The organism is Cellulosilyticum sp. (assembly GCF_982396655.1).
The window spans coordinates 22,588-41,617 of record NZ_CEVXFV010000011.1; the positions used below are offsets into that span (position 1 = coordinate 22,588).

Consider the following 19,030-nt stretch of genomic DNA (forward strand, 5'->3'; position numbering starts at 1 on the left):
AAAATATAAAAATTTCGTTTCTCCTCAAAACTAATAGTTAGTTGTATTATTAACACATAGCTAATCAAGGCGTGCACACCTGATGAGTAGTAATTATTATATCATTGGAGGAAAGTTGATAATGAGTCAATTTAATGAAAGACAAGTAGATATGCCATATAGTTATATCTACTTGCAAGAGGATGGTATTTATAAAGAAGATGATGAGAATCAAAGTTATAAAATTGCAGATTACATGGCTATTAAAAAAGTATTTATGAATATAGATACAAATGATGTTATTGCAGAAGTTGAGTATAATGCATTTAAGAAAAGACATAGGATTACTGTTCCTAGAACAGACTATATGAATCCACTTAAGCTTATTACTTATGCAGGAAAAGGACTCGACTTGGTAAGAGGGAACATTGAAGATGTTGTTAGACATTTTAGAAATCAAGAAGAAGTAGCAGAGATAGAATACCAGCATACTAATATTGGGTTTGGTTGTTATGATGGTAAAGAAGTTTATAAGTTATACAATGCAGTGGGGGTAGAATCTACTTATTGTGGGCAGTATGATTTAGAACCTAAAGGGCATAAAGATAAGTATTTTCAAATGCTAGAAAATGAAGTCCTAGGTCATGCTCCATTAGAGCTGGTACTTATAATGGCTTTATCAGCAGTTATTATTGGATATGTGGGTGAAGAGTTAAGTTTAGATACATTAATTATTCATCTAAAAGGGAATTCATCAACAGGAAAAACAACAGCAGTTAGATTGGGCATATCTGCTTTTGGATATGCTGATACAAAAAGAAATGGATTAGTTAGCACATACAATGCAACATCTAATGCCTTGATAGGGCAATTAAAAGGAATTAAAGGTGTACCGTTTGTGTTTGATGAGTTATCTATGGCTCAAGAAAATGATTTAACAAGTGTCATTTATACTATAGCCAACGGAACAGATAAGGCAAGACTAAATGCAAATGCAGAACTACAAACGAAAGGAAATTGGCATACAGCAGTCTTTTCAACTGGTGAAAAAAGTTTGATTGGTTCCGCTAAGAAAAACGTAGGTATTCAGAATAGGGTCATAGAAATTGACGATGTTGTATTTACAAAGGATGCAAGTAATGCAATGCGTATTAGTAGTACTATTCAACAGAATTATGGTTTTTTAGCCTATAATTTTGCAAGGTATGTTCTTTCTATAGGAAAGCATGAATGTATGTCAAAGTATAACACTAATTACGAAGAAGTCTTAAAAATCTTTAATGAGAATCATATTGTAGACTCCTTTACAGAAAGAAGAGCTAAAAGTTTTGCAGCAATTGTAACTACAGGCAAATTGGCAGAGCAAGTTTTAGGAAAACAGTTTAATTGGACAGAGATATGGCAGATGCTTCTATCAATAGAAAAGAAAGCATTATATAGACGTAGCTTTGACAAAGTGGCTATTGAACAGATTAAGCAGTACATTAATATCAACATTGGTAAATTTGCTAGAGATAGTAAATGTACAGGCAGTACTTACTGGGGGAAAATCATTGATAAAGGTGACCATATGGAAGTACAGATGTTACTTAATAAGTTTGAAATGATGTTAAAAGAACAAGGATTTGAGGACGCCCAAGTAGTACTTAAAGAATTAAAACAAGGTGGATATTTAAACTGTGAAAAAGATAGGTACACACGCTATCGAAAGACAGAAGCTGGATTTAAGGCAGAAGTATATGTCATAAAGATATTAAAATAATTGGACTAGAGAGGAAGAAATTATAATGATGAATTATACAGTAGCAAAGGAATTACAAGAATTACAAATGAATAACTTTTTTTCAGATATGGAGGAAGCTATGGAGATTTATAGAGAGATGCAAGAAGATGAGTACAGAGCAAGTCAACAAATTCAAACAGGGACTATATTTGATGTGAGTATTAAGCTTGACCCACAAGCAGAGTCACAAAAAATTTATATAGATGGTGAGCATCAGTGCTTATTAATTTATCAAGTAACTGTATCAATACCTAAAAGTGATAATGACACTAAGAACCAAATTAATATTGATAGTATAAAAAAGGTACTGGAACAAGAAGGAACTATCAGGGAAATTAGTACGAATGATTGTGATATTCAGTTTATGTTACATAGAGGTGGAAGTGATTATTATAGTAAAATAAAAGAACTTTTTGAGTTAAGAGATGAAATGATTGATTTATTAAACCCTACATTACAATGTTTAGAGGTAAAAAAATGTAGTATAGAATTTTATGTAGATGCATATTAGAATCACTAAGCAAAAAGTAGATTGTTCACTTGAGTCTAGGGTGGCTTAGGCTCAAGTGATTTTTATATCAAATAGCGTTAATGTAGCAAAATAAAAGATAGGAGTTAATCAGATGAAAGTAGTAGTTACAAGGGAAAAATTATATGCTCATAGTTATGATAAATCTACATTAGAGGATATTGAAGTTATAGCAGAACATAGAGTGTTAGCAGATATTTGTTATACCTTATTTAAGGAAGCAGATATGACATTATCTATGTTAGGAGAAAAGCATGAGCATAGTGTAAATTAGTAAGTTTTGAAACTTATATTATATCTATGATGGCAGTTAATGAAGCATTAAAGGAGGAAATATATATGGGAATAACTAAAGTGAGTAAAGGAAGATTAGCATTTTATGCAAGGTTTTCAAGTGATAATCAGAGAGATGAATCAATTGATGCTCAAATTAGAATTATGGAAGAGTATGCTAGGAGAAATGGTCCTTGGGAAGTGGTAGAATCGTATGTTGATAGAGCTAAATCAGCTACAACTGATAAAAGACCAGCTTTTCAGCAGATGATAGAAGATGCCGAAAAAGGCAAGTTTGATGCAATATTGGTACATAAACTAGATAGATTTGCGAGAGATAAGTATTCAAGTGCAGTTTATAAACATAGATTAAAAAAATGTGGTGTTAGATTAATTAGTGTTACAGAGAACCTAGATGGAAGTCCGGAATCTGTAATGTTAGAATCAGTATTAGAAGGAATGGCACGTGCGACTTGTTGCTAGACAAAACCTTAGTGTAGATTAAGGATACAAAACTAGCTTAGTTAACTGATTAAATTCAGCAACTAGAACTGTTATCATGAATAGTGGAATGATAGAGTAACGTCTTGAAACGCTATCCCAAAGTTACGACTTGCTTTCTCTTACGTGGAAAAGAGTTGGTAAGAAGCTCGTTAAAAAGGCTTAGAAATCACCCTAACGGATAATTAATTATGACGAGGCAAACCGAACCAGAGGTGGTCGAGTGATATAGGTCTAGGGTCTATAAAATATCTATGGTTAGGATGTTCCGATAGGAACTGACGAAATCAGGAAGGTACGGGTCTAAATGATTGATATTCAGAAATGGATATGGCACATACAAGTGCAGTGAGTGTGGTAGAGTAAAATTGTGCTATATGAAATTCCATCTAGTGTTATAGGCACTAGCAAGCTCACAGGCTTATACTGATAACCTAAGGATATATGTACAGATAATGATAATGGAACAAGGGAAGCCTAGAATACAGAGGGACACGACCAATGAAGTATTGATAAGGAAAGGTTAAAGGCTATAACTTATCTTAATCTAGGTGAAAGTAGTGGCATGACTGATGAAATTTTTGTAATGAGAATGGAGGAATAGCCACAAGACAGGTTTATGTACAGGATTGATAAATAAACTTGTGGGAACGCCGTATGACACTGAAAGGGTCACGTACGGTGTGGAGTGGGGGAAAGCTTAGAGATGACTTCAAAGAGCTACCTATCACTATAGTATTATTCAGCCAACTTATCTAGGGAAGTAATGAAAGGACTGATGGAAAATGCTTTAAGTGCAAAACATACAGGTGGAAAGCCTGCATTAGGATATGATGTGGGGATTGATGGAAAATACATTATTAATGAGAAGGAAGCTATTATTATAAAAACAATTTTTAAGCTATATCTTGAAGGAAAGGGATATGGTCAAATTCTTAATGTACTTCATGAAAAAGGATGGAAAACTAAAACAGGTAGACCTTTCTCAAAGTCAGCCCTATATCATCTATTGAGAAATGAAAGTTACAAAGGAGTTTATACCTTTAATAAAGATAAAAGTAGAAATAAATTTTCAAATTCACTAGCTGCTGATGCTGAGAATGAGGTGGTAAGAATTGAGGGTGGAATGCCAGCTATTATTAGTCAAGCTGATTTTGATGAAGTACAAAAGCTATTATCTTATAACAAGTTAAGTGGTGGAGCACAGAAAGCAAAAGAACCTTATTTACTAACAGGAATTGCAGTGTGCGGAGAGTGTGGAAGTCCTATGCAAGGAAACAGTCGAACTGGAGGTAATACAGATAAAATGTATAGGTCTTATAGATGTGGTTGTAAGGTAAATAAGAAGTTATGCAAGAACAAAGAGATTAGAAAAAATCTGATTGAAGAATTTGTGCTAGACCAGTTAGAACGAGTAGTACTAAATGAAAGAATGGTACCACAAATGGTGAAAGCTCTTAATGAAAAGATAGCAGAAACAAAAAGAAGCAGTAAAGCTGAAATTAAAGAGGTAGAAAAGAAGCTCAAAAAGGTAGAAGAGCAGATAGATAAGATAGTAGAAATCATAATGGAAGGTGTAGGAATCAGTAGTTTTAAAGAGAAGTTAACAAAGCTTGAAAAAGAGAAAGAGGAACTACAAGCTAGATATGATAAGTTAAACGAGATTAATACAAATCAGCAGATTCAAGAGGTAACGGAACAGGAAGTTATGGGATTAATCAAGAAAGTAAAAGAGTATGTTTTAACAAGGAACATTCCACAGTGCAAGCAGTTTATTAGGGACTATGTAAAACAAGTTAAGGTATATGAGAGCCACATTGAAGTAATATTCAATGTGGCTTTTTCTATGGGAAGATATATTGAATTTACAGAGGAAGTCAAGATAAGCAGAGAAGAACTATATAAGGAGTATAGATTACCTTTGGCAATATAAAAGTAAGGTTTAAGAGTCTGGTATTGAAAGAAAGTCCTAAAAAGTCTTAATTGTTGAAAATAATATTTTAATAATTAAGACTTTTTGATAAAATAAAGGTGATAGTTTATTTTTTTGTAGAAATGAAGTATATACCACAGATAATAAGAAGTTATTTGTGAGGCACTAAGAAAGTGGGGAAATGTATGATAGAGAAGAATAAATTAATTGAAAAGGGAATTGTAATGGAGAAGGTACCTAAAAGTTTGTATAAATATGGAAATCTTGATATAGCAAAAGAAGAAAAAATATTATCGATAGAAAAAGGAGAGATATGGCTTTCTTATGCTAAAGAATTAAATGACCCATTTGAAGGAAGAAATCTATATATAGATGTACAAAAGATGAAAGATGTAAGGTACACAGAGAAACATATAAAAGCTGCTTATGAAATTTATAGTATGATGCAAGAACATATGTTAATTGGGAGTTTTGCAAATAATAGTGACGATGATAACATGTTAATGTGGGCTCATTATGCAAATAGCCATAAGGGATATTGCTTAAAATATAAGGTGGTTAATGATGAATTCATTTATCCAATAGAGTATAGGGAGAAGAGAATAAATGGAACTATACTTATAGATAAAATATACAGAAATCATTTAGAGCAAATGCAACAAAGAAAACATATTCCTTGGGATAAAGAAACAAAGATACAACTACTTTTAAATTATCTTATAAAAGATATAGTCTGGAAATATGAAAAAGAATTTAGAGTAATAAAGAGTTTTTATCAAGATAATAGAGATGCAATGGATAAAACTCTAAGTGAAATGATTCCATATTTTTTGAATGATGATACTAGTAGTCAAAGGTTTAATGAGTTACAAGAGGAATTTGATAAAATATGTAAAGGAAGTCCGGGAAAAAATTATACTGAAAATGAGTTGGGTATGGAACTGGAAGAGATTTTGATTGGCTATAGATGTGAATATATGGATGAATTGATTGAAGTTGCGAAGAAGAGGGGAGTAAAAGTATTTAGAGTAGAACCTACAATTCATGAAGAGAAATATAGTTTAGAGAATATAGAAATAACTGGTTCTAAATAATATAATTTATTGAGTAAATTTGGGTTAGTACTATCTAAATTAATGATTCGTGAACTGTACTGAAAGTAATTCACCTCCATGAACTAAACCCACGAACTTAGGGATTACCTAGGTGCGTGGGTTTTGGTGGTTTTATGAGAAATTACTAAAAATGTAAAACTAGATATAAATTGACTAATCCTTGTATAACAGAGTAAATATGGTGTACAAGGATTTATTTTTTATATAAGGAGTGAAAATTTAATGGTGGATAGAAGTAATATACTAGAAAAATATGCAGCAAAAAATAACTCTGCATTTTTAACCCATAGAATGATAATGGAAGAAGAGGAGAGTGGTATTGAAATTAGAGAAGCATATCAAAGAGATAGAGATAGAATAATTCATTCTCGTGCATTTAGACGATTAATGCACAAAACACAAATATTTAATGCTAATAAAGGGGATCATTATAGGAATAGATTGACTCATACACTTGAAGTAAGTCAAATTGCTAGATCGATAGGTAAAGTTTTAGGGCTAAATGATGAATTAATAGAGGCAATTGCATTGGGGCACGATTTAGGACATACACCATTTGGACATATTGGCGAAAGAACATTACATAGAATAATATCAGGAAGAGAGGAGGATATATTAGTAGATGATAAGATAGGATTTAAGCATAATTTTCAAGGGATGCATGTAGTAGATAATTTGGAAACTCATAGTAATCAGCATACAGGGATGAATTTGACACTAGCAGTTCGAGAAGGAATTTTAAAACATACTAAATGTAAAATCAAGCTATTAGAGAAAACTGAACATGGTCTTCAAAAAATAACAGAAGATGTTAAATATGATCAATGTTTAAATTTAAAAGATATAGATACACAAGCTCCTTCTTGTACATTAGAAGGACAAGTAGTAGCGATTGCAGATGAAATTGCACAGTGTACACATGATTTGGAAGATGGTATTAGAGCTGGTATAGTCAAATTGAGTAGTATTTCTAAATGTGCATTAATAGAAAAAGTATGTAGGATAGCAGAGATAAAGGTTGAAGAGCTAGAGTTAACTGTAGATATTAGAAATAGTATCATAAGAAAAATGGTAGGATATTTAATCGAAGATGTTTGTAAAGAAACAAGACAACGATTAGAAAGAGAATATCCAGGGGAAAGTTATCCTAATTTTACTTGTGCAACAGATACTTTTAAAAAGGAGATAGTAGCTTTTTCAGATGAGACATTAAATGATGAGAAAGAATTAGCAGATTTAACGAGTAAATTAATTGTTATGTCTCAAGAAATTAGTCAAGCAGATTCAAAGGCAGAATACTTAATTAAAAAAATATTTAAAGCATACTATAAACATCCACAACAGTTACCGGATTATATATTAAATAGATATTTTTTCAGTAAAGGAGAAGAGTTAAATAGATCACTGTTGGAAGAAAAGATTCCAGCAATGCAAAGCGATATTATATTTTTGAGAGTGATTTGTGACCATATTGCAGGAATGACTGACCAGTTTGCAGCAAGAGAATATAAAAGATTATTTGAGCCAGAATATTTTTAATAGATGAAAGATATGTTTAGGAAAATGATAGGAAGCTAGTTTGATTTTATTATTAATATTAAATCTGGTTAGCTAAAATGTGGGGTATACAATGGATATTGAAGAGAAGATAAAAAATGCTTTGAATGATTTTTGTACTAGAAATCAGATTGAGAAGGATAAATATTTAGCAGATAATAGGCTAGCAATAGAGCAAGGCAAGGAAATTGATAGATATATTGGAGAAGATATATTAGAAAATAACTTGCGTAGTTGGATAAGTGATGTGGATGAACAAACGGCAAATAAATTATTGAAGTTATTTAGTAACTATACATATATTACTTACCGAAAAATGCAATATTTATTAAGTGATTTATCTGAAGAAATAAAAGAAGAAGTATTTAAGCAAGGCGGAAACTCTAATGAGATATTATTTATTTCAGTAGAGGCAAAGTATAAGTCTGGAGGAGATAATATTCGTTCTATCTTACAAGCAATTAATATGAATTGTATGACTAAAGACCAATATATTGCATCAGTTTCTAGAATTGATACAAGCGTAATTGATAAATATAAATACATAATATTTATAGATGATATTATAGGTACGGGATTTACTACATATACTAATATTAGAATGACATATGAGAGATTTAATAGCATAGATTGGGAAAGTAAAAAAATTATGTTGGCATGTCTTTATGCGAGAAAGCAATCAATTAACAAGGTTAAGAAATGGTGTAAAAAGGAATTAAACCTTGAGATACAAAGAGAGTTTTATAATAAGTTGTATCGTTGCTTTGAAGCAGGATATTGTTTTCTTGGGGAAGAAATGACAGCTGCTAAAGAATTAATTACTAGGTATGAAAAATTAGTAAATGAAAATCCAAAAATTGAGGAGAAAGAATATTTTTTAGGATTTAGAGAGAGTAAAGCATTGATTTCTTTTTACTATGAAACACCTAATAATACATTGTGTTCATTTTGGAAGTATTCCCAGTATGGAAGACCTATTTTCCCAAGACAGACACAGATACCGCCTAGTCGCCTATGTATAAATGATTTAAAGAAGAAAAAAGAGATGAATAGATTAAATGCGTATAATGCAGGGATGGTAATAAATGATAAAAATGTATAGTGATCTAACAATTCCAGAGATAATAATTCTAAAATCTATAAAAAGAAATAAAAGAATTGATTTTGTTGAGTTGAGCATTGAATTAGGGTTACCAGCTGGGATAATAGCAAATCTAGTTCAAGGGTTATATGATAGAGGATTTATAAAGATTCAGCAAAAAAGAATGTATCTTACAGAGAAAGTATATCATCCTTTACTTGAGGATGAAGAATGGTTTGGTAATGAACACATAAATGATAATGTAGAATTTGAGTGGGATTACTTGTATATACCTAAAAATTTTGATAATATAGAAAAGAGCAACTAGATTGAGGCGATTCGCCTCCTTGGTAAAGGGTACTAAGTTTCTGTTCCACACCAATTTATAAGCTTATAAATTGGTGTGGAACAGAAATGAAATAAATAGTAGTTGCTCTTTTATATGGAGGAAAAGATGTATAGTCATAAATATACAAGGCGTTTATTCGAAGAACTAAAAAATCTAAATGCTGGTGATGAATATATATTTAAATGTTGTAATTATGCTGAAGAATTATTGAATAAGGAACTACCAGTAATATTTGACTCTACACATTTAAATCAAATATTACGTTTAGATGATATTTCTCTTGATGATGATTATCATATTTTTTATATTGATAAGAAAAAAGGAAAGCAAAGGGAGATTAATGCACCAAGTGAAAATTTGAAGAAGAGACAAAGATGGATATTAAAAAATATTTTAGAAAAGATAAATATATCTCATAATGTTCATGGATTTATTAAAGGAAAGTCAATAGTTTCAAATGCAAAGGAACATTTAAATAAAGAATATGTATTAAATATTGATATAAAGGATTTTTTTCCATCAGTTACAAGATATAGTGTTGAGAATATATTTAGAAAAATAGGTTATTGTAATAGTGTAGCACAATTATTAGCAAGAATTTGTTGCTACAGAGGGAGCTTGCCTCAAGGAGCCCCAACTAGTCCCTATTTAGCTAATTTAGTATTTGATGAAGTCGATCAAGAGATTATTGATATAGTAAAGAATAGAGGGATTACATATACTAGATATGCAGATGATATGACGTTTTCATCTAATTATGATTTAAATACATTTAAAAAAGAGGTCTATAAATTACTTGGAAAACATAGATTTAGTCCTAACATAATGAAAACACATCAAATGAGTGGTAAAAGACGTAAGTTAGTAACAGGGTTAATAGTTGATGATAAGGTTAAAGTATGTAAAGAATATAAAAGAAAGTTAAGACAAGAGATATACTATTGCAAAAAATTTGGTGTTATTAATCATTTAATGAATTGCAACAGTAAGAAGAGTGTTAATTATAGAGAGTATTTATATGGAAAAGCATATTTTATTAAGATGGTTGAAGAAACAGTGGGAGAAAAATTTTTGGCAGATTTGGATTCTATAGATTGGTATTAATATATTTTAAAAATGTAGGTGTTAAATAGTATTTTAATAGGAATGAATGATAAGACTATGTTGTACTATACAGTGTGTAACTTATAATATTATTATTTTGAGAATTGTACATAGAGTAAATCACCTCCATGAATAAAATCCTCGAAATACTTAGGAATGGGTATTTCGGGGATTTTCGTGTTTTTAGGAGTAATTACAAAAAACGTTAATAGTAGATAAAGATGACAATATTTATGCATAAAGAATATTATTACATAAGATAATATGGAAATATTTAACAACGTGTTATATAAAAATTATTTGTATTTAATATTAAGGAATACTTGAAAATATATGGAGAAGATATGAGAGGTTTATTTAATGATCAGATGTTTAGATTAGCATGGAATCAATGCAGGCGTCATAATTACAATAACTATACTAACTTTGGGTTAATCAATGAAATATATTTTTATGATAAATATATAGATACCATTATATTAGACATAATTAATAGAATTAATAATAAGAAATATTGTTTTTCAACTAAGTATATCGTATATATTCCAAAATCTAATGGATTGGCTAGAAGAATTAGTGTTACTACTTTAGAAGACCAGCTAGTTATGCAAGTGATTTTAAATTATATTGCTAAAAAATCGGATAAAAATTTTATAAAAGCATCATATGGAAATAGATATCAATATAAAAAGGGAAAACTAAGTACGAATATTTTTAAACCATATTATGAGCAATTTAATAAATTTATAAATGCTATTATTTATAATATCGAGCAAGGATATAATTGGGTAGGAGAAACAGATATTACTGCATTCCATGATACAATTGCACATACGGAAATTGAAAATAGTTTAAAGCAATATTTAAATAATGCAGACATGCAAGATAGGTATATAAAAAAATTAATAGCCGACTTTTTAAAAACTGACGTAATAGAACATAACGAACGAAAAAAGATAATAAGAGGGATACCACAAGGGGTAGAATTAAGTAATTTCTTGGGAAATTTAGTATTGGATGAAATTGATAAAAAAATGATTCAGCTTGATAATATAGTTTATTTGAGGTATGTAGATGATATTAGGATTTTAGGTAAATCTGAAGAGAGTGTAAGAGAGGCATTAATTTATCTCCAAAAAATATTACTTTGTAGAGAACTATATATAAATAATGCAAAAACTAAAATTTATAATGTGGATTTAAGTCTAATAAATAAAGATAAGTTAAGAAGATTACAAAGGGAAAAATTATCTATTGATAAAATGAAAGAAATCCAATTTGAAGAAATAGAAGAGGATGAAGAAAAAAACTTTGATGAATTAAAAAGAATGGCAGAAAGAAGAAATTACTTAATTAAAAACTACTTAATTAAGAAAATATATAAAGAAGAAAGATATTTTCATCATATAGAAGATATTTTAGATACCAATCCTAAACATTATTATTTAGTTAAGGAAATTAGGAAGTATAGAAATAAGTTACCTAAGAATAAAATCAAGAATGTATATAATAAGTTCTTGAAAAATTCGTATGAAGTAATTAAAGCACCATTAATAGCAGATACCTTTGATTATTATAGAGACATAGAAATAGATGTAGACATTAAGAAAATAGGAGAAATACAGTCAATAAACATATTGATGCAAGAAATATCTATACAAGATATATTGAAACAATTAGTAAGGCATGTTCTAACAATGGATAAATATGCGATTAATATTGGCATGAAAGCTACAATCTGTTTATTGAAAGAAATAGAATGCTCCGATAAGTGGAAACAAAAGGTATTAGAAAAATTAATTAGCAGTGATATCATTTTTAATGATACTAATTTATTTATAGATATATTATTTGCTGACAATATAAATAATAAGAGAATATCAAGTTATATTAATGAACACTATAATTATACGCATCAAAAGTATAGCAAGAATAGTACTCATAATACAAGAGAAACTCTTTTTGATAAATTAAAAGATAAACCAATAGATTTTTCTACTATAAAAAATATCATTAAGCAGATAAGATTAGACTTACCTGAAAGTTATTGTAAAAATCCAGGTTTAATTAATCCGTATAATATTACTGTAAATATAGGTTTAGATGATAAAGTTAAAGTTAACTACTTAGAAGATGATAAGATAAATATAGAGAATAAGACACCAGAAGACTTTTTATTAATGAATGTAGGTAATAACTACAGAATAACATATATGTTAGGATTAATTTGGTTTTGTCTATTTACTAAAGAACCAATGAAAATATATAATGAGATTGTTCCGTATATTCAGTTTTCTCCTACTAAATATAAGAATAAAGCAGATATTTTTGAGGAGATGTATTTTAATTATAAAGAAAGATTTGAGTATGAATTAGAGTTAATTGCAAGTTTAACAAAGAAATCATTAGCACATAGAATAAGTATTGATAAGATATTTAATATGATAGAAAATAAAAAGGAAAATTTAGTTAAAGGGAAGAATGAGATGAAAGAAATAAATATATTACACTTATCAGATTTACATTTCGGTATGGAGCCATTTAAAGATACGGAAAATGAAATTAATTCAACCAAGGTAGCAGAGAGAGTATTAACCCTTAAATCTTTAAAGAAAAGTTTAAAAGACTTAACAGAAGAATGGAAACCACAAATACTGGTAATCTCTGGTGATATAGGTTGGAAAGGGCATGAGCAAGACTATATAGAGGCTGAAGAATGGATAACTAAATTGAGGAATGAACTGAATATAAAAGATATAGTAGTATGTCCTGGAAATCATGATGTAGATATGGATAGATCAAAATTTATGTCAAAACCTGGAAAAGCACAAGAAGCAGATGATTTTTTAGCTATTGAAAATATAGGCCAGTATAGTGAGTGTTACAAGTATTATGAAAGGTTTTGTGAAAAATTAGATATTAAATCGTATAAAGTAGGGGGGACGGAAAGTCACTTATGTGGAGAAGCAGTTGTAGCGGGGATTAGGTTTGTTATGTTGAATTCAGCTTGGTTTTCGAAAATTAAAGATGTAACAGGAACACTGTGGATGGGATTACCTCAATTAAAAGTTATGGATGCAAATAATCAATTAGCTAATGATGAAGATGGCTATTTAACAATAGGAGTAATGCATCATCCTAGTGAATGGTTAGCATATGATGAAATTCATGGTTGTGGGGGACGTAGAACGTCATATCAATATTTTGCACAAAAGACTCATTTGATTTTATCAGGACATGTACATGCTTTACCAGAGAAATCTAAAGAAGCAACAAGTGGGTCAAAGACGAGAGTAATTACCGGTGGAAGTACATATGCAGGAAATGAATACAATAATCATTGTTCAATTATTAATATTAATTTAGAAAGTAACATAATGAGGAGAGCATTAGTCGAATATAAATCTAATACAGGAGAATGGAAAATAAATTATGGATATGAAGACTCAATTAAGATAAGAGATTAGTATAGTGTAATAAAATATATACCTAACTTTAAAATAATGATGTGACAATATATGAGTATAATAAAGTTAAGTTTATTAAAAGTGATTAAGCTAAAGGTTGGAAGCACTAACTATATTGAGCTAGATTAATAATTCGTGGACTGTGCCGTCAGTAAATCACCTCCATGAACTAAACCCTCGAACTTAGAGAAATCTAGGTTCGGGGGTTTTGGAGTTTTTACTTTAAATAAAAAGCATATTAATTAGGACTATTTAAATTAGCTATGCTATTAGAGAGATATGACTAATGTTAATTAGTAAAGGAGAATTCAAAGCTTCTCTTCTCATACAGGATTAATTATATTGTGATGCCCACTATTTAATTAGCGTACATAAATTAAATTTATATAAAAATAGGTAGGGATTTTTCTTTTTTATAACATATATATAAGTGTAAAGCAACTCACAACAATCTAAATGGCAACGCTGGCGGGCTTACTTTTTAATCCGGTGGGGCGAGAATCTAACACGCTTAGGGTGAGCACTATCAAAACTTATGGCTGCGAGGATGCCTAGAAGGCTGAGTTTAGTTAGGGCGGGGTGAAGTACTTTACACAAAACTATTTTATGAGTATCAGATGGCCTTTTTAGTTATGGGTACCAGAGTGCGCTTAGTATAGCGGCTTTTCATGTAGTGAGTAAAAAGGTTGGCCTCCCCCTTTATCTGAGCTTTGAAAAATATATATTTCTAAGTGGACTTACCGGTACTTAAAGATTTATAAAGCATCGGGAGGCTATTTATAAGGGCAGTGCCTAGCTTGTGTTTAGGGAACAGGGTATTTGTATGTTTGCTAAGCGTAGGTTGTCTTTAAAGAAGGTGGGAACGCATAGAAATATATAGATGAAAAGACTTGGAAAAGAGGATGATAAATATACATTTTGAATGCATAAGCCCTCGAACTTAGGGAATCTAAGTTCGAGGGTTTATGTTTTATTTAAATCTTTTTAGTTCAACTTCGTCAAAAGGATAAGGTGAATTTATATTTTCAAAGCTTTTACAAATGATAATGCGAATAACAACTATATACCAAATAAACATAATAGCGATACCTATTAAATAATCCCAGATGTTAGCCAGATTATTGACAGTGATATAATTGCAGAAAAATATAAAAGGGCAATTAAGCCATTACTATTTAAAAAATTCGATTTAGCAAAGGATGATCCGCGTATTGATATTTTATGCGAATATTGCCTGGGTGCCATTTTATCATCAATTATTTACTGGTATGAGTATAAGCCTTTTACATCAGAAAAAATTGCTTCATTACTATATAATTTAATGACAGTCGGTATATTTTCAGTATTAGAATAAATTAAGGGAAATATTTTAAATGCCCATAGGTTAGCATATAATAGCTTTGAAAAAGTGGTGCAAGAGGAATAAGCGTATGATAGCATAAATTTATTTAAAAAAGTTCGTAAAGTTTGCAAGTAAAAACCGTAATAAAATTAGAGCATAAGGTTCTAACTTTATTACGGTTTTTTATTTTGCAATATACATAGTTACTATGAAATGACTCAATGTTCATTTTGTCACAGCCTAAGTGGTGTGGACTATGAAAGTTTCACCATTTCTTCTAATAATGCACTAGCATGTTTGGCTGCAAGTGGTAAGAATTCTTCGTAAGATAAATCTGCGCTACCATCTGCTTTGTCAGAGATTGCACGGATAATAACATATGGCACTTGATTTAAGTAAGCCACATGAGCAATAGAAGCGCCTTCCATTTCTACTGCAGAAGGTGCGAAGTGAGATTGGATGCGGTCTTTGAGCTCACCACCAGCAACGAATTGGTCTCCACTGGCAATACGGCCTTTAAAGATTGATACGCCTTCAAAGTGTAAGTTTGTAGCAGCTTGCTCAGCTAATGCCATAAGTGCTTTATCTGCTTCGAAGAAAGTTACACCAAGACGTGGAATAGCACCTAATGGATCGCCGAATACTGTTGTGTCGACGTCGTGTTGTACAGCATCAGTAGAGATAACAAGATCTCCTTGATTAATGTCTGGATGCAGTGTACCTGCTACACCAGAGTTAATGAGGCAGTCGATTTTAAAGAGTGTAATCATAAGCTGTGCACATACAGCTGCATTTACTTTGCCGATGCCTGAACGTGCAAGGATGACTTCTTTATTATGTAACATACCTTTGTAGAATGTCATACCTGCTTCAGTAACTGTTTCTTTGATGTCTAGTAATGATTTTAGGATTTCTACCTCTTCATCCATAGCACCAATAATTCCGATTGTTTGAGATAATGTTTGATTTGTTGTCATATATACATTAAGTTCCTTTACTAAATTTAATAAATAAAATACCAAGTTTGGTTATAGCACGGATTGAGGATGAAATCAAGAGATAACGCAAATGAAAGTAAGAAAAGTAGGGGGATTCTTTTAGCGTTGATGCATAAAACGGGTGAGGAGAAAGCTATATTCCGAACGATTATAATAAAAACATAAAAAATGTTCTATTTGTGTAAAGTGTACATTTGAATATAATTAATAATTAATATATTCAATGTATGGGGGTAAAAAGTAGAGTTAATTTAAGTGAAAACCTTCATGTAAATCAGTATAACGAATAGTCAGAGTTTTAAAATGTGCATTTTTACAAATGGTGTTAGGAAAATGGGCCGTTTGAGGGCTAAAAAAAATTGACAATGTGCAAAAAAGAAATAAAATAAATTATGTAAACAGGAACTGAGCAGAAAGCTAAGAGGTTACTAGAATAACTTACAAAAGGATGAGAAGTAATGTCAAAAAGATTTAGAAGTAGATCAAAATATTTAGCATTTTTACTAGCAGCTGCTGTAGGAATCGGAACATATGGTTATATAGATGTCTTTGCAAAACAAGACCAAAGTGTACAAATTAGTGTTAATCAAGTACAAGAAGAACGTACAGTAACACAAAATAATCAAAGATATTTAGAACTTTATTTTGGAATCAATGAAGTGCCAGAAGTGATTTCAGGGCAATTCTTTGAAACAGCTATGAATAAGGTTTCAGATAAAACATTTAATGAACTTTCTACAAAGGAAACAGTAAGTTATGTAGAAGCAATTAAACTTGCAGTTAAAGGGGCTAACTTTGAAGAATTAGCACTTGGATATAGTAAAGAGAAAGTTGAAGCAAAAAAACTTCCAGCAGCAATAACTGCTGAGGATGCACGTTATATAGCATGTGCTTTAGATACTGAGTTAATTGGTGAGGAAGCCTTAAGTGATATTGCACAAGAAATTAATAAGGAACAAGCGATTAACTTACTCATGGCAGTAGCAGATGCTAATGGTAAGGCACGTAACTTCCTTGGCTATACAAACGAAGAAGATATTTATGGTAGAGTATTAAAGGCTTGGAATGAAACGACTTTATTTGAAAATGAAAAGTTAGAGTCAATTGGTGAGCAAGCTGTAATGAATGGCGTTGTAACAGGATATAACTTATTAAATCGTCATTACAGTGCGAACTTTATTCCAGAGTTAACATTACGCTATGGTCATAGTACAATACTTCATGCAACACAGCTTATTGGGCTTCTTAATAGTGAAGGGATTGTTGCAAAAGTACAGTTAGAACCTAAAACATCAATCTTTGAATACTTACCTGAGTGGGGTGATGTACCACCAGCAACACCTAATTACCGTGTAGAAGTGGTAAATGAAAACTTAATGTTAGCACATTCTTTAGAATATGACTTAGTATTTGAGTTTGAAACAATGGAAGACAAAATTAGATTTAATGAAGTTGTTGAAACATATGCAAAGAAAAATGATGATAATCCAGATGGAGAGGGCTTACTGCTTGCTTCATGGTGGCAACCACTTTATGTTTCAACTGTAGAGATGGGTGAAGGTTATAAAGCTATTTATAACAATGTGATAACAGATGGTGATTATACATTAAATCCATTCTGTATAGCGGAAGATAAAGAAGAAGTACTTCAAGGATTAAAGGCGATTGATGCCTCAGTAGAAGTAAATCAAGAGAAAATATGGTGTAATGATGCCTTCTATCGCTATTTAAGTGGAGAAAGTCATCAATAAGTGTAGTTTATAACGAATGATTAGATCAATAACTAAAGACAACTTGAGGAGAAAAATCATGAAAAAGAAATTAACAGGCTTAGTATTATCAGGACTTTTAGCTATGACAACTTTAGTAGGTTGTGGTGGCAGTACAGCACCAGCAGAACAACCAGCTCAAGAAGCAAATGGCGATGGATTAAAAATTGCGATTGTAACAAGTATTACAGGTGTAGATGATGGTAACTTTAACGAAAATAACTATAATGGTATTTTAAAATTCATTGAAAATAATCCAGATGCTACTGTAAAAGCAGTTCAAGAACCATCAGGTGATACAACAGCTGCGGTACAAGCTGTAAGCGATATTGTGGCAGACTATGATGTAATCGTAACACCAGGTTTCCAATTTGCAGGTGTTTCAGAAGTAGCTAGTGAAAACCCAGATAAAAAATTCATCCTTGTAGATTCAGAGCCAGCTGCAATTGGTGACCAAACAGAATTTGATAACGTATATTCTATGTTATTTGCTGAGCAAGAAGGTGGATTCTTCGCAGGGGTAGCAGCAGCACTTGAAACAAAAACAAATAAAGTGGCTGTTGTAAACGGTATTGCTTTCCCATCAAACGTTAACTATCAATTTGGATTTGAAAGTGGTGTTAACTACGTTAATGAAGTATTTGGTAAAAATGTAGAGCTTGTAGAGCTTCCTTCTTATGCAGGAACAGATGTAACAGGTGCAAACGTTGGTGGTAACTATGTTGGCGACTTCTCTGATGAAGCAACAGGTAAAGTAATTGGTTCAACTTTAATTAAAGAAGGCTGTGACATTTTATTCGTAGCAGCAGGTGGCGCTGGTAACGGTGTATTCACAGCTGCAAAAGAAGCAGGCAATGTAAAAGTAATCGGTTGTGACGTTGATCAATTTAACGATGGTGCAAATGGTGATTCAAATATCATTTTAACATCAGCTTTAAAAGTAATGGATGCAAACGTAGAAAGAGTACTTGAAACAGTTAAAGATGGTACTTTTGTAGGTGGCAATGAACTTCGTGGGGCAGATACAGATTCAACAGGATATGTAAAAGAAGAAGGACGTCATCAGCTTTCAGAAGACACATTAACAAAAATGGAAGAAATCTATAACCTTGTAAAAACAGGTGAAGTTGTACCAGCTTCAAACTTCAATGGTATGACACCAGAAGCTTTCAAAGGTCTTCCAAGCTATCAATAAGTAGAATGATTAACCAATAATTAGAGAGTTATCTGAATAATCTTATTCAGATAAC

General features: G+C 31.1%; 14 protein-coding genes. 13 read left to right on the plus strand and 1 reads right to left on the minus strand.

Features of this window, described 5'->3' with window-relative positions; translation table 11 throughout:
* Positions 1–121: 121 nt before the first annotated feature.
* The 11 genes from AC1VAQ_RS06690 (at position 122) to AC1VAQ_RS06740 (ending at position 13,671) form a co-directional block, all read left to right on the plus strand.
* Positions 122–1,741, plus strand: coding sequence for a DUF927 domain-containing protein (locus AC1VAQ_RS06690; protein ID WP_479903669.1), 1,620 nt, complete (start codon positions 122–124; stop codon positions 1,739–1,741).
* A gap of 25 nt (positions 1,742–1,766) precedes the next feature.
* On the plus strand, positions 1,767–2,273 hold the full coding sequence (locus AC1VAQ_RS06695; RefSeq protein ID WP_479903670.1) for a hypothetical protein: 507 nt from the start codon (positions 1,767–1,769) through the stop codon (positions 2,271–2,273).
* Positions 2,274–2,385: 112 nt separating this feature from the next.
* On the plus strand, positions 2,386–2,565 hold the full coding sequence (locus AC1VAQ_RS06700; protein WP_479903671.1) for a hypothetical protein: 180 nt from the start codon (positions 2,386–2,388) through the stop codon (positions 2,563–2,565).
* Positions 2,566–2,630: 65 nt separating this feature from the next.
* On the plus strand, positions 2,631–3,047 hold the full coding sequence (locus AC1VAQ_RS06705) for a recombinase family protein (protein ID WP_479903672.1): 417 nt from the start codon (positions 2,631–2,633) through the stop codon (positions 3,045–3,047).
* A 784-nt stretch (positions 3,048–3,831) separates the two neighbouring features.
* On the plus strand, positions 3,832–4,998 hold the full coding sequence (locus AC1VAQ_RS06710) for a recombinase family protein (protein WP_479903673.1): 1,167 nt from the start codon (positions 3,832–3,834) through the stop codon (positions 4,996–4,998).
* A 185-nt stretch (positions 4,999–5,183) separates the two neighbouring features.
* Positions 5,184–6,092, plus strand: coding sequence for a DUF2971 domain-containing protein (locus AC1VAQ_RS06715; protein WP_479903674.1), 909 nt, complete (start codon positions 5,184–5,186; stop codon positions 6,090–6,092).
* A gap of 243 nt (positions 6,093–6,335) precedes the next feature.
* Entirely contained in the window at positions 6,336–7,652 is a 1,317-nt protein-coding gene (locus tag AC1VAQ_RS06720; protein WP_479903675.1) for a deoxyguanosinetriphosphate triphosphohydrolase family protein, read from the plus strand.
* 91 nt (positions 7,653–7,743) lie between these two features.
* The gene (locus tag AC1VAQ_RS06725; RefSeq protein WP_479903676.1) at positions 7,744–8,772 is read left to right on the plus strand and encodes a phosphoribosyltransferase-like protein; all 1,029 of its coding nucleotides are present in this window, start codon (positions 7,744–7,746) and stop codon (positions 8,770–8,772) included.
* Positions 8,756–9,079, plus strand: coding sequence for a hypothetical protein (locus tag AC1VAQ_RS06730; protein WP_479903677.1), 324 nt, complete (start codon positions 8,756–8,758; stop codon positions 9,077–9,079). The genes AC1VAQ_RS06725 and AC1VAQ_RS06730 overlap by 17 nt, the downstream gene beginning before the upstream one ends.
* A gap of 114 nt (positions 9,080–9,193) precedes the next feature.
* Entirely contained in the window at positions 9,194–10,204 is a 1,011-nt protein-coding gene (locus AC1VAQ_RS06735; RefSeq protein ID WP_479903678.1) for a retron St85 family RNA-directed DNA polymerase, read from the plus strand.
* A gap of 368 nt (positions 10,205–10,572) precedes the next feature.
* Complete coding sequence (locus tag AC1VAQ_RS06740) at positions 10,573–13,671, plus strand: reverse transcriptase domain-containing protein (protein ID WP_479903679.1); 3,099 nt, start codon at positions 10,573–10,575, stop codon at positions 13,669–13,671.
* A gap of 1,596 nt (positions 13,672–15,267) precedes the next feature.
* Here the strand turns inward: AC1VAQ_RS06740 and AC1VAQ_RS06745 are convergent.
* Positions 15,268–15,990 carry a 5'-methylthioadenosine/adenosylhomocysteine nucleosidase gene (locus tag AC1VAQ_RS06745; RefSeq protein WP_302595414.1) on the minus strand — a complete coding sequence of 241 codons (723 nt, stop codon included), beginning with the start codon at positions 15,988–15,990 and terminating at the stop codon, positions 15,268–15,270.
* Positions 15,991–16,469: 479 nt separating this feature from the next.
* On the opposite strand from AC1VAQ_RS06745, the gene AC1VAQ_RS06750 reads away from it, so the two are divergent.
* Both AC1VAQ_RS06750 and AC1VAQ_RS06755 read left to right on the plus strand, forming a co-directional pair.
* Positions 16,470–17,762, plus strand: coding sequence for a hypothetical protein (locus AC1VAQ_RS06750; protein WP_302595415.1), 1,293 nt, complete (start codon positions 16,470–16,472; stop codon positions 17,760–17,762).
* Between the two features lie 58 nt (positions 17,763–17,820).
* Positions 17,821–18,975 (plus strand): BMP family lipoprotein, encoded by a 1,155-nt coding sequence (locus AC1VAQ_RS06755; RefSeq protein WP_303244146.1) that lies wholly within the window; start codon positions 17,821–17,823, stop codon positions 18,973–18,975.
* Positions 18,976–19,030: the final 55 nt, after the last annotated feature.

Excerpts from the sequence above, each read along its gene's own strand:
- AC1VAQ_RS06755 (WP_303244146.1), top strand. The coding sequence starts at position 17,821 with ATGAAAAAGAAATTAACAGGCTTAGTATTATCAGGACTTTTAGCTATG.
- AC1VAQ_RS06690 (WP_479903669.1), top strand. The coding sequence starts at position 122 with ATGAGTCAATTTAATGAAAGACAAGTAGATATGCCATATAGTTATATC.
- AC1VAQ_RS06750 (WP_302595415.1), top strand. The coding sequence starts at position 16,470 with ATGTCAAAAAGATTTAGAAGTAGATCAAAATATTTAGCATTTTTACTA.
- AC1VAQ_RS06725 (WP_479903676.1), top strand. The coding sequence starts at position 7,744 with ATGGATATTGAAGAGAAGATAAAAAATGCTTTGAATGATTTTTGTACT.
- AC1VAQ_RS06705 (WP_479903672.1), top strand. The coding sequence starts at position 2,631 with ATGGGAATAACTAAAGTGAGTAAAGGAAGATTAGCATTTTATGCAAGG.
- AC1VAQ_RS06710 (WP_479903673.1), top strand. The coding sequence starts at position 3,832 with ATGAAAGGACTGATGGAAAATGCTTTAAGTGCAAAACATACAGGTGGA.
- AC1VAQ_RS06730 (WP_479903677.1), top strand. The coding sequence starts at position 8,756 with ATGATAAAAATGTATAGTGATCTAACAATTCCAGAGATAATAATTCTA.
- AC1VAQ_RS06740 (WP_479903679.1), top strand. The coding sequence starts at position 10,573 with ATGTTTAGATTAGCATGGAATCAATGCAGGCGTCATAATTACAATAAC.
- AC1VAQ_RS06720 (WP_479903675.1), top strand. The coding sequence starts at position 6,336 with ATGGTGGATAGAAGTAATATACTAGAAAAATATGCAGCAAAAAATAAC.
- AC1VAQ_RS06745 (WP_302595414.1), bottom strand. The coding sequence starts at position 15,990 with ATGACAACAAATCAAACATTATCTCAAACAATCGGAATTATTGGTGCT.
- AC1VAQ_RS06695 (WP_479903670.1), top strand. The coding sequence starts at position 1,767 with ATGATGAATTATACAGTAGCAAAGGAATTACAAGAATTACAAATGAAT.
- AC1VAQ_RS06735 (WP_479903678.1), top strand. The coding sequence starts at position 9,194 with ATGGAGGAAAAGATGTATAGTCATAAATATACAAGGCGTTTATTCGAA.
- AC1VAQ_RS06700 (WP_479903671.1), top strand. The coding sequence starts at position 2,386 with ATGAAAGTAGTAGTTACAAGGGAAAAATTATATGCTCATAGTTATGAT.
- AC1VAQ_RS06715 (WP_479903674.1), top strand. The coding sequence starts at position 5,184 with ATGATAGAGAAGAATAAATTAATTGAAAAGGGAATTGTAATGGAGAAG.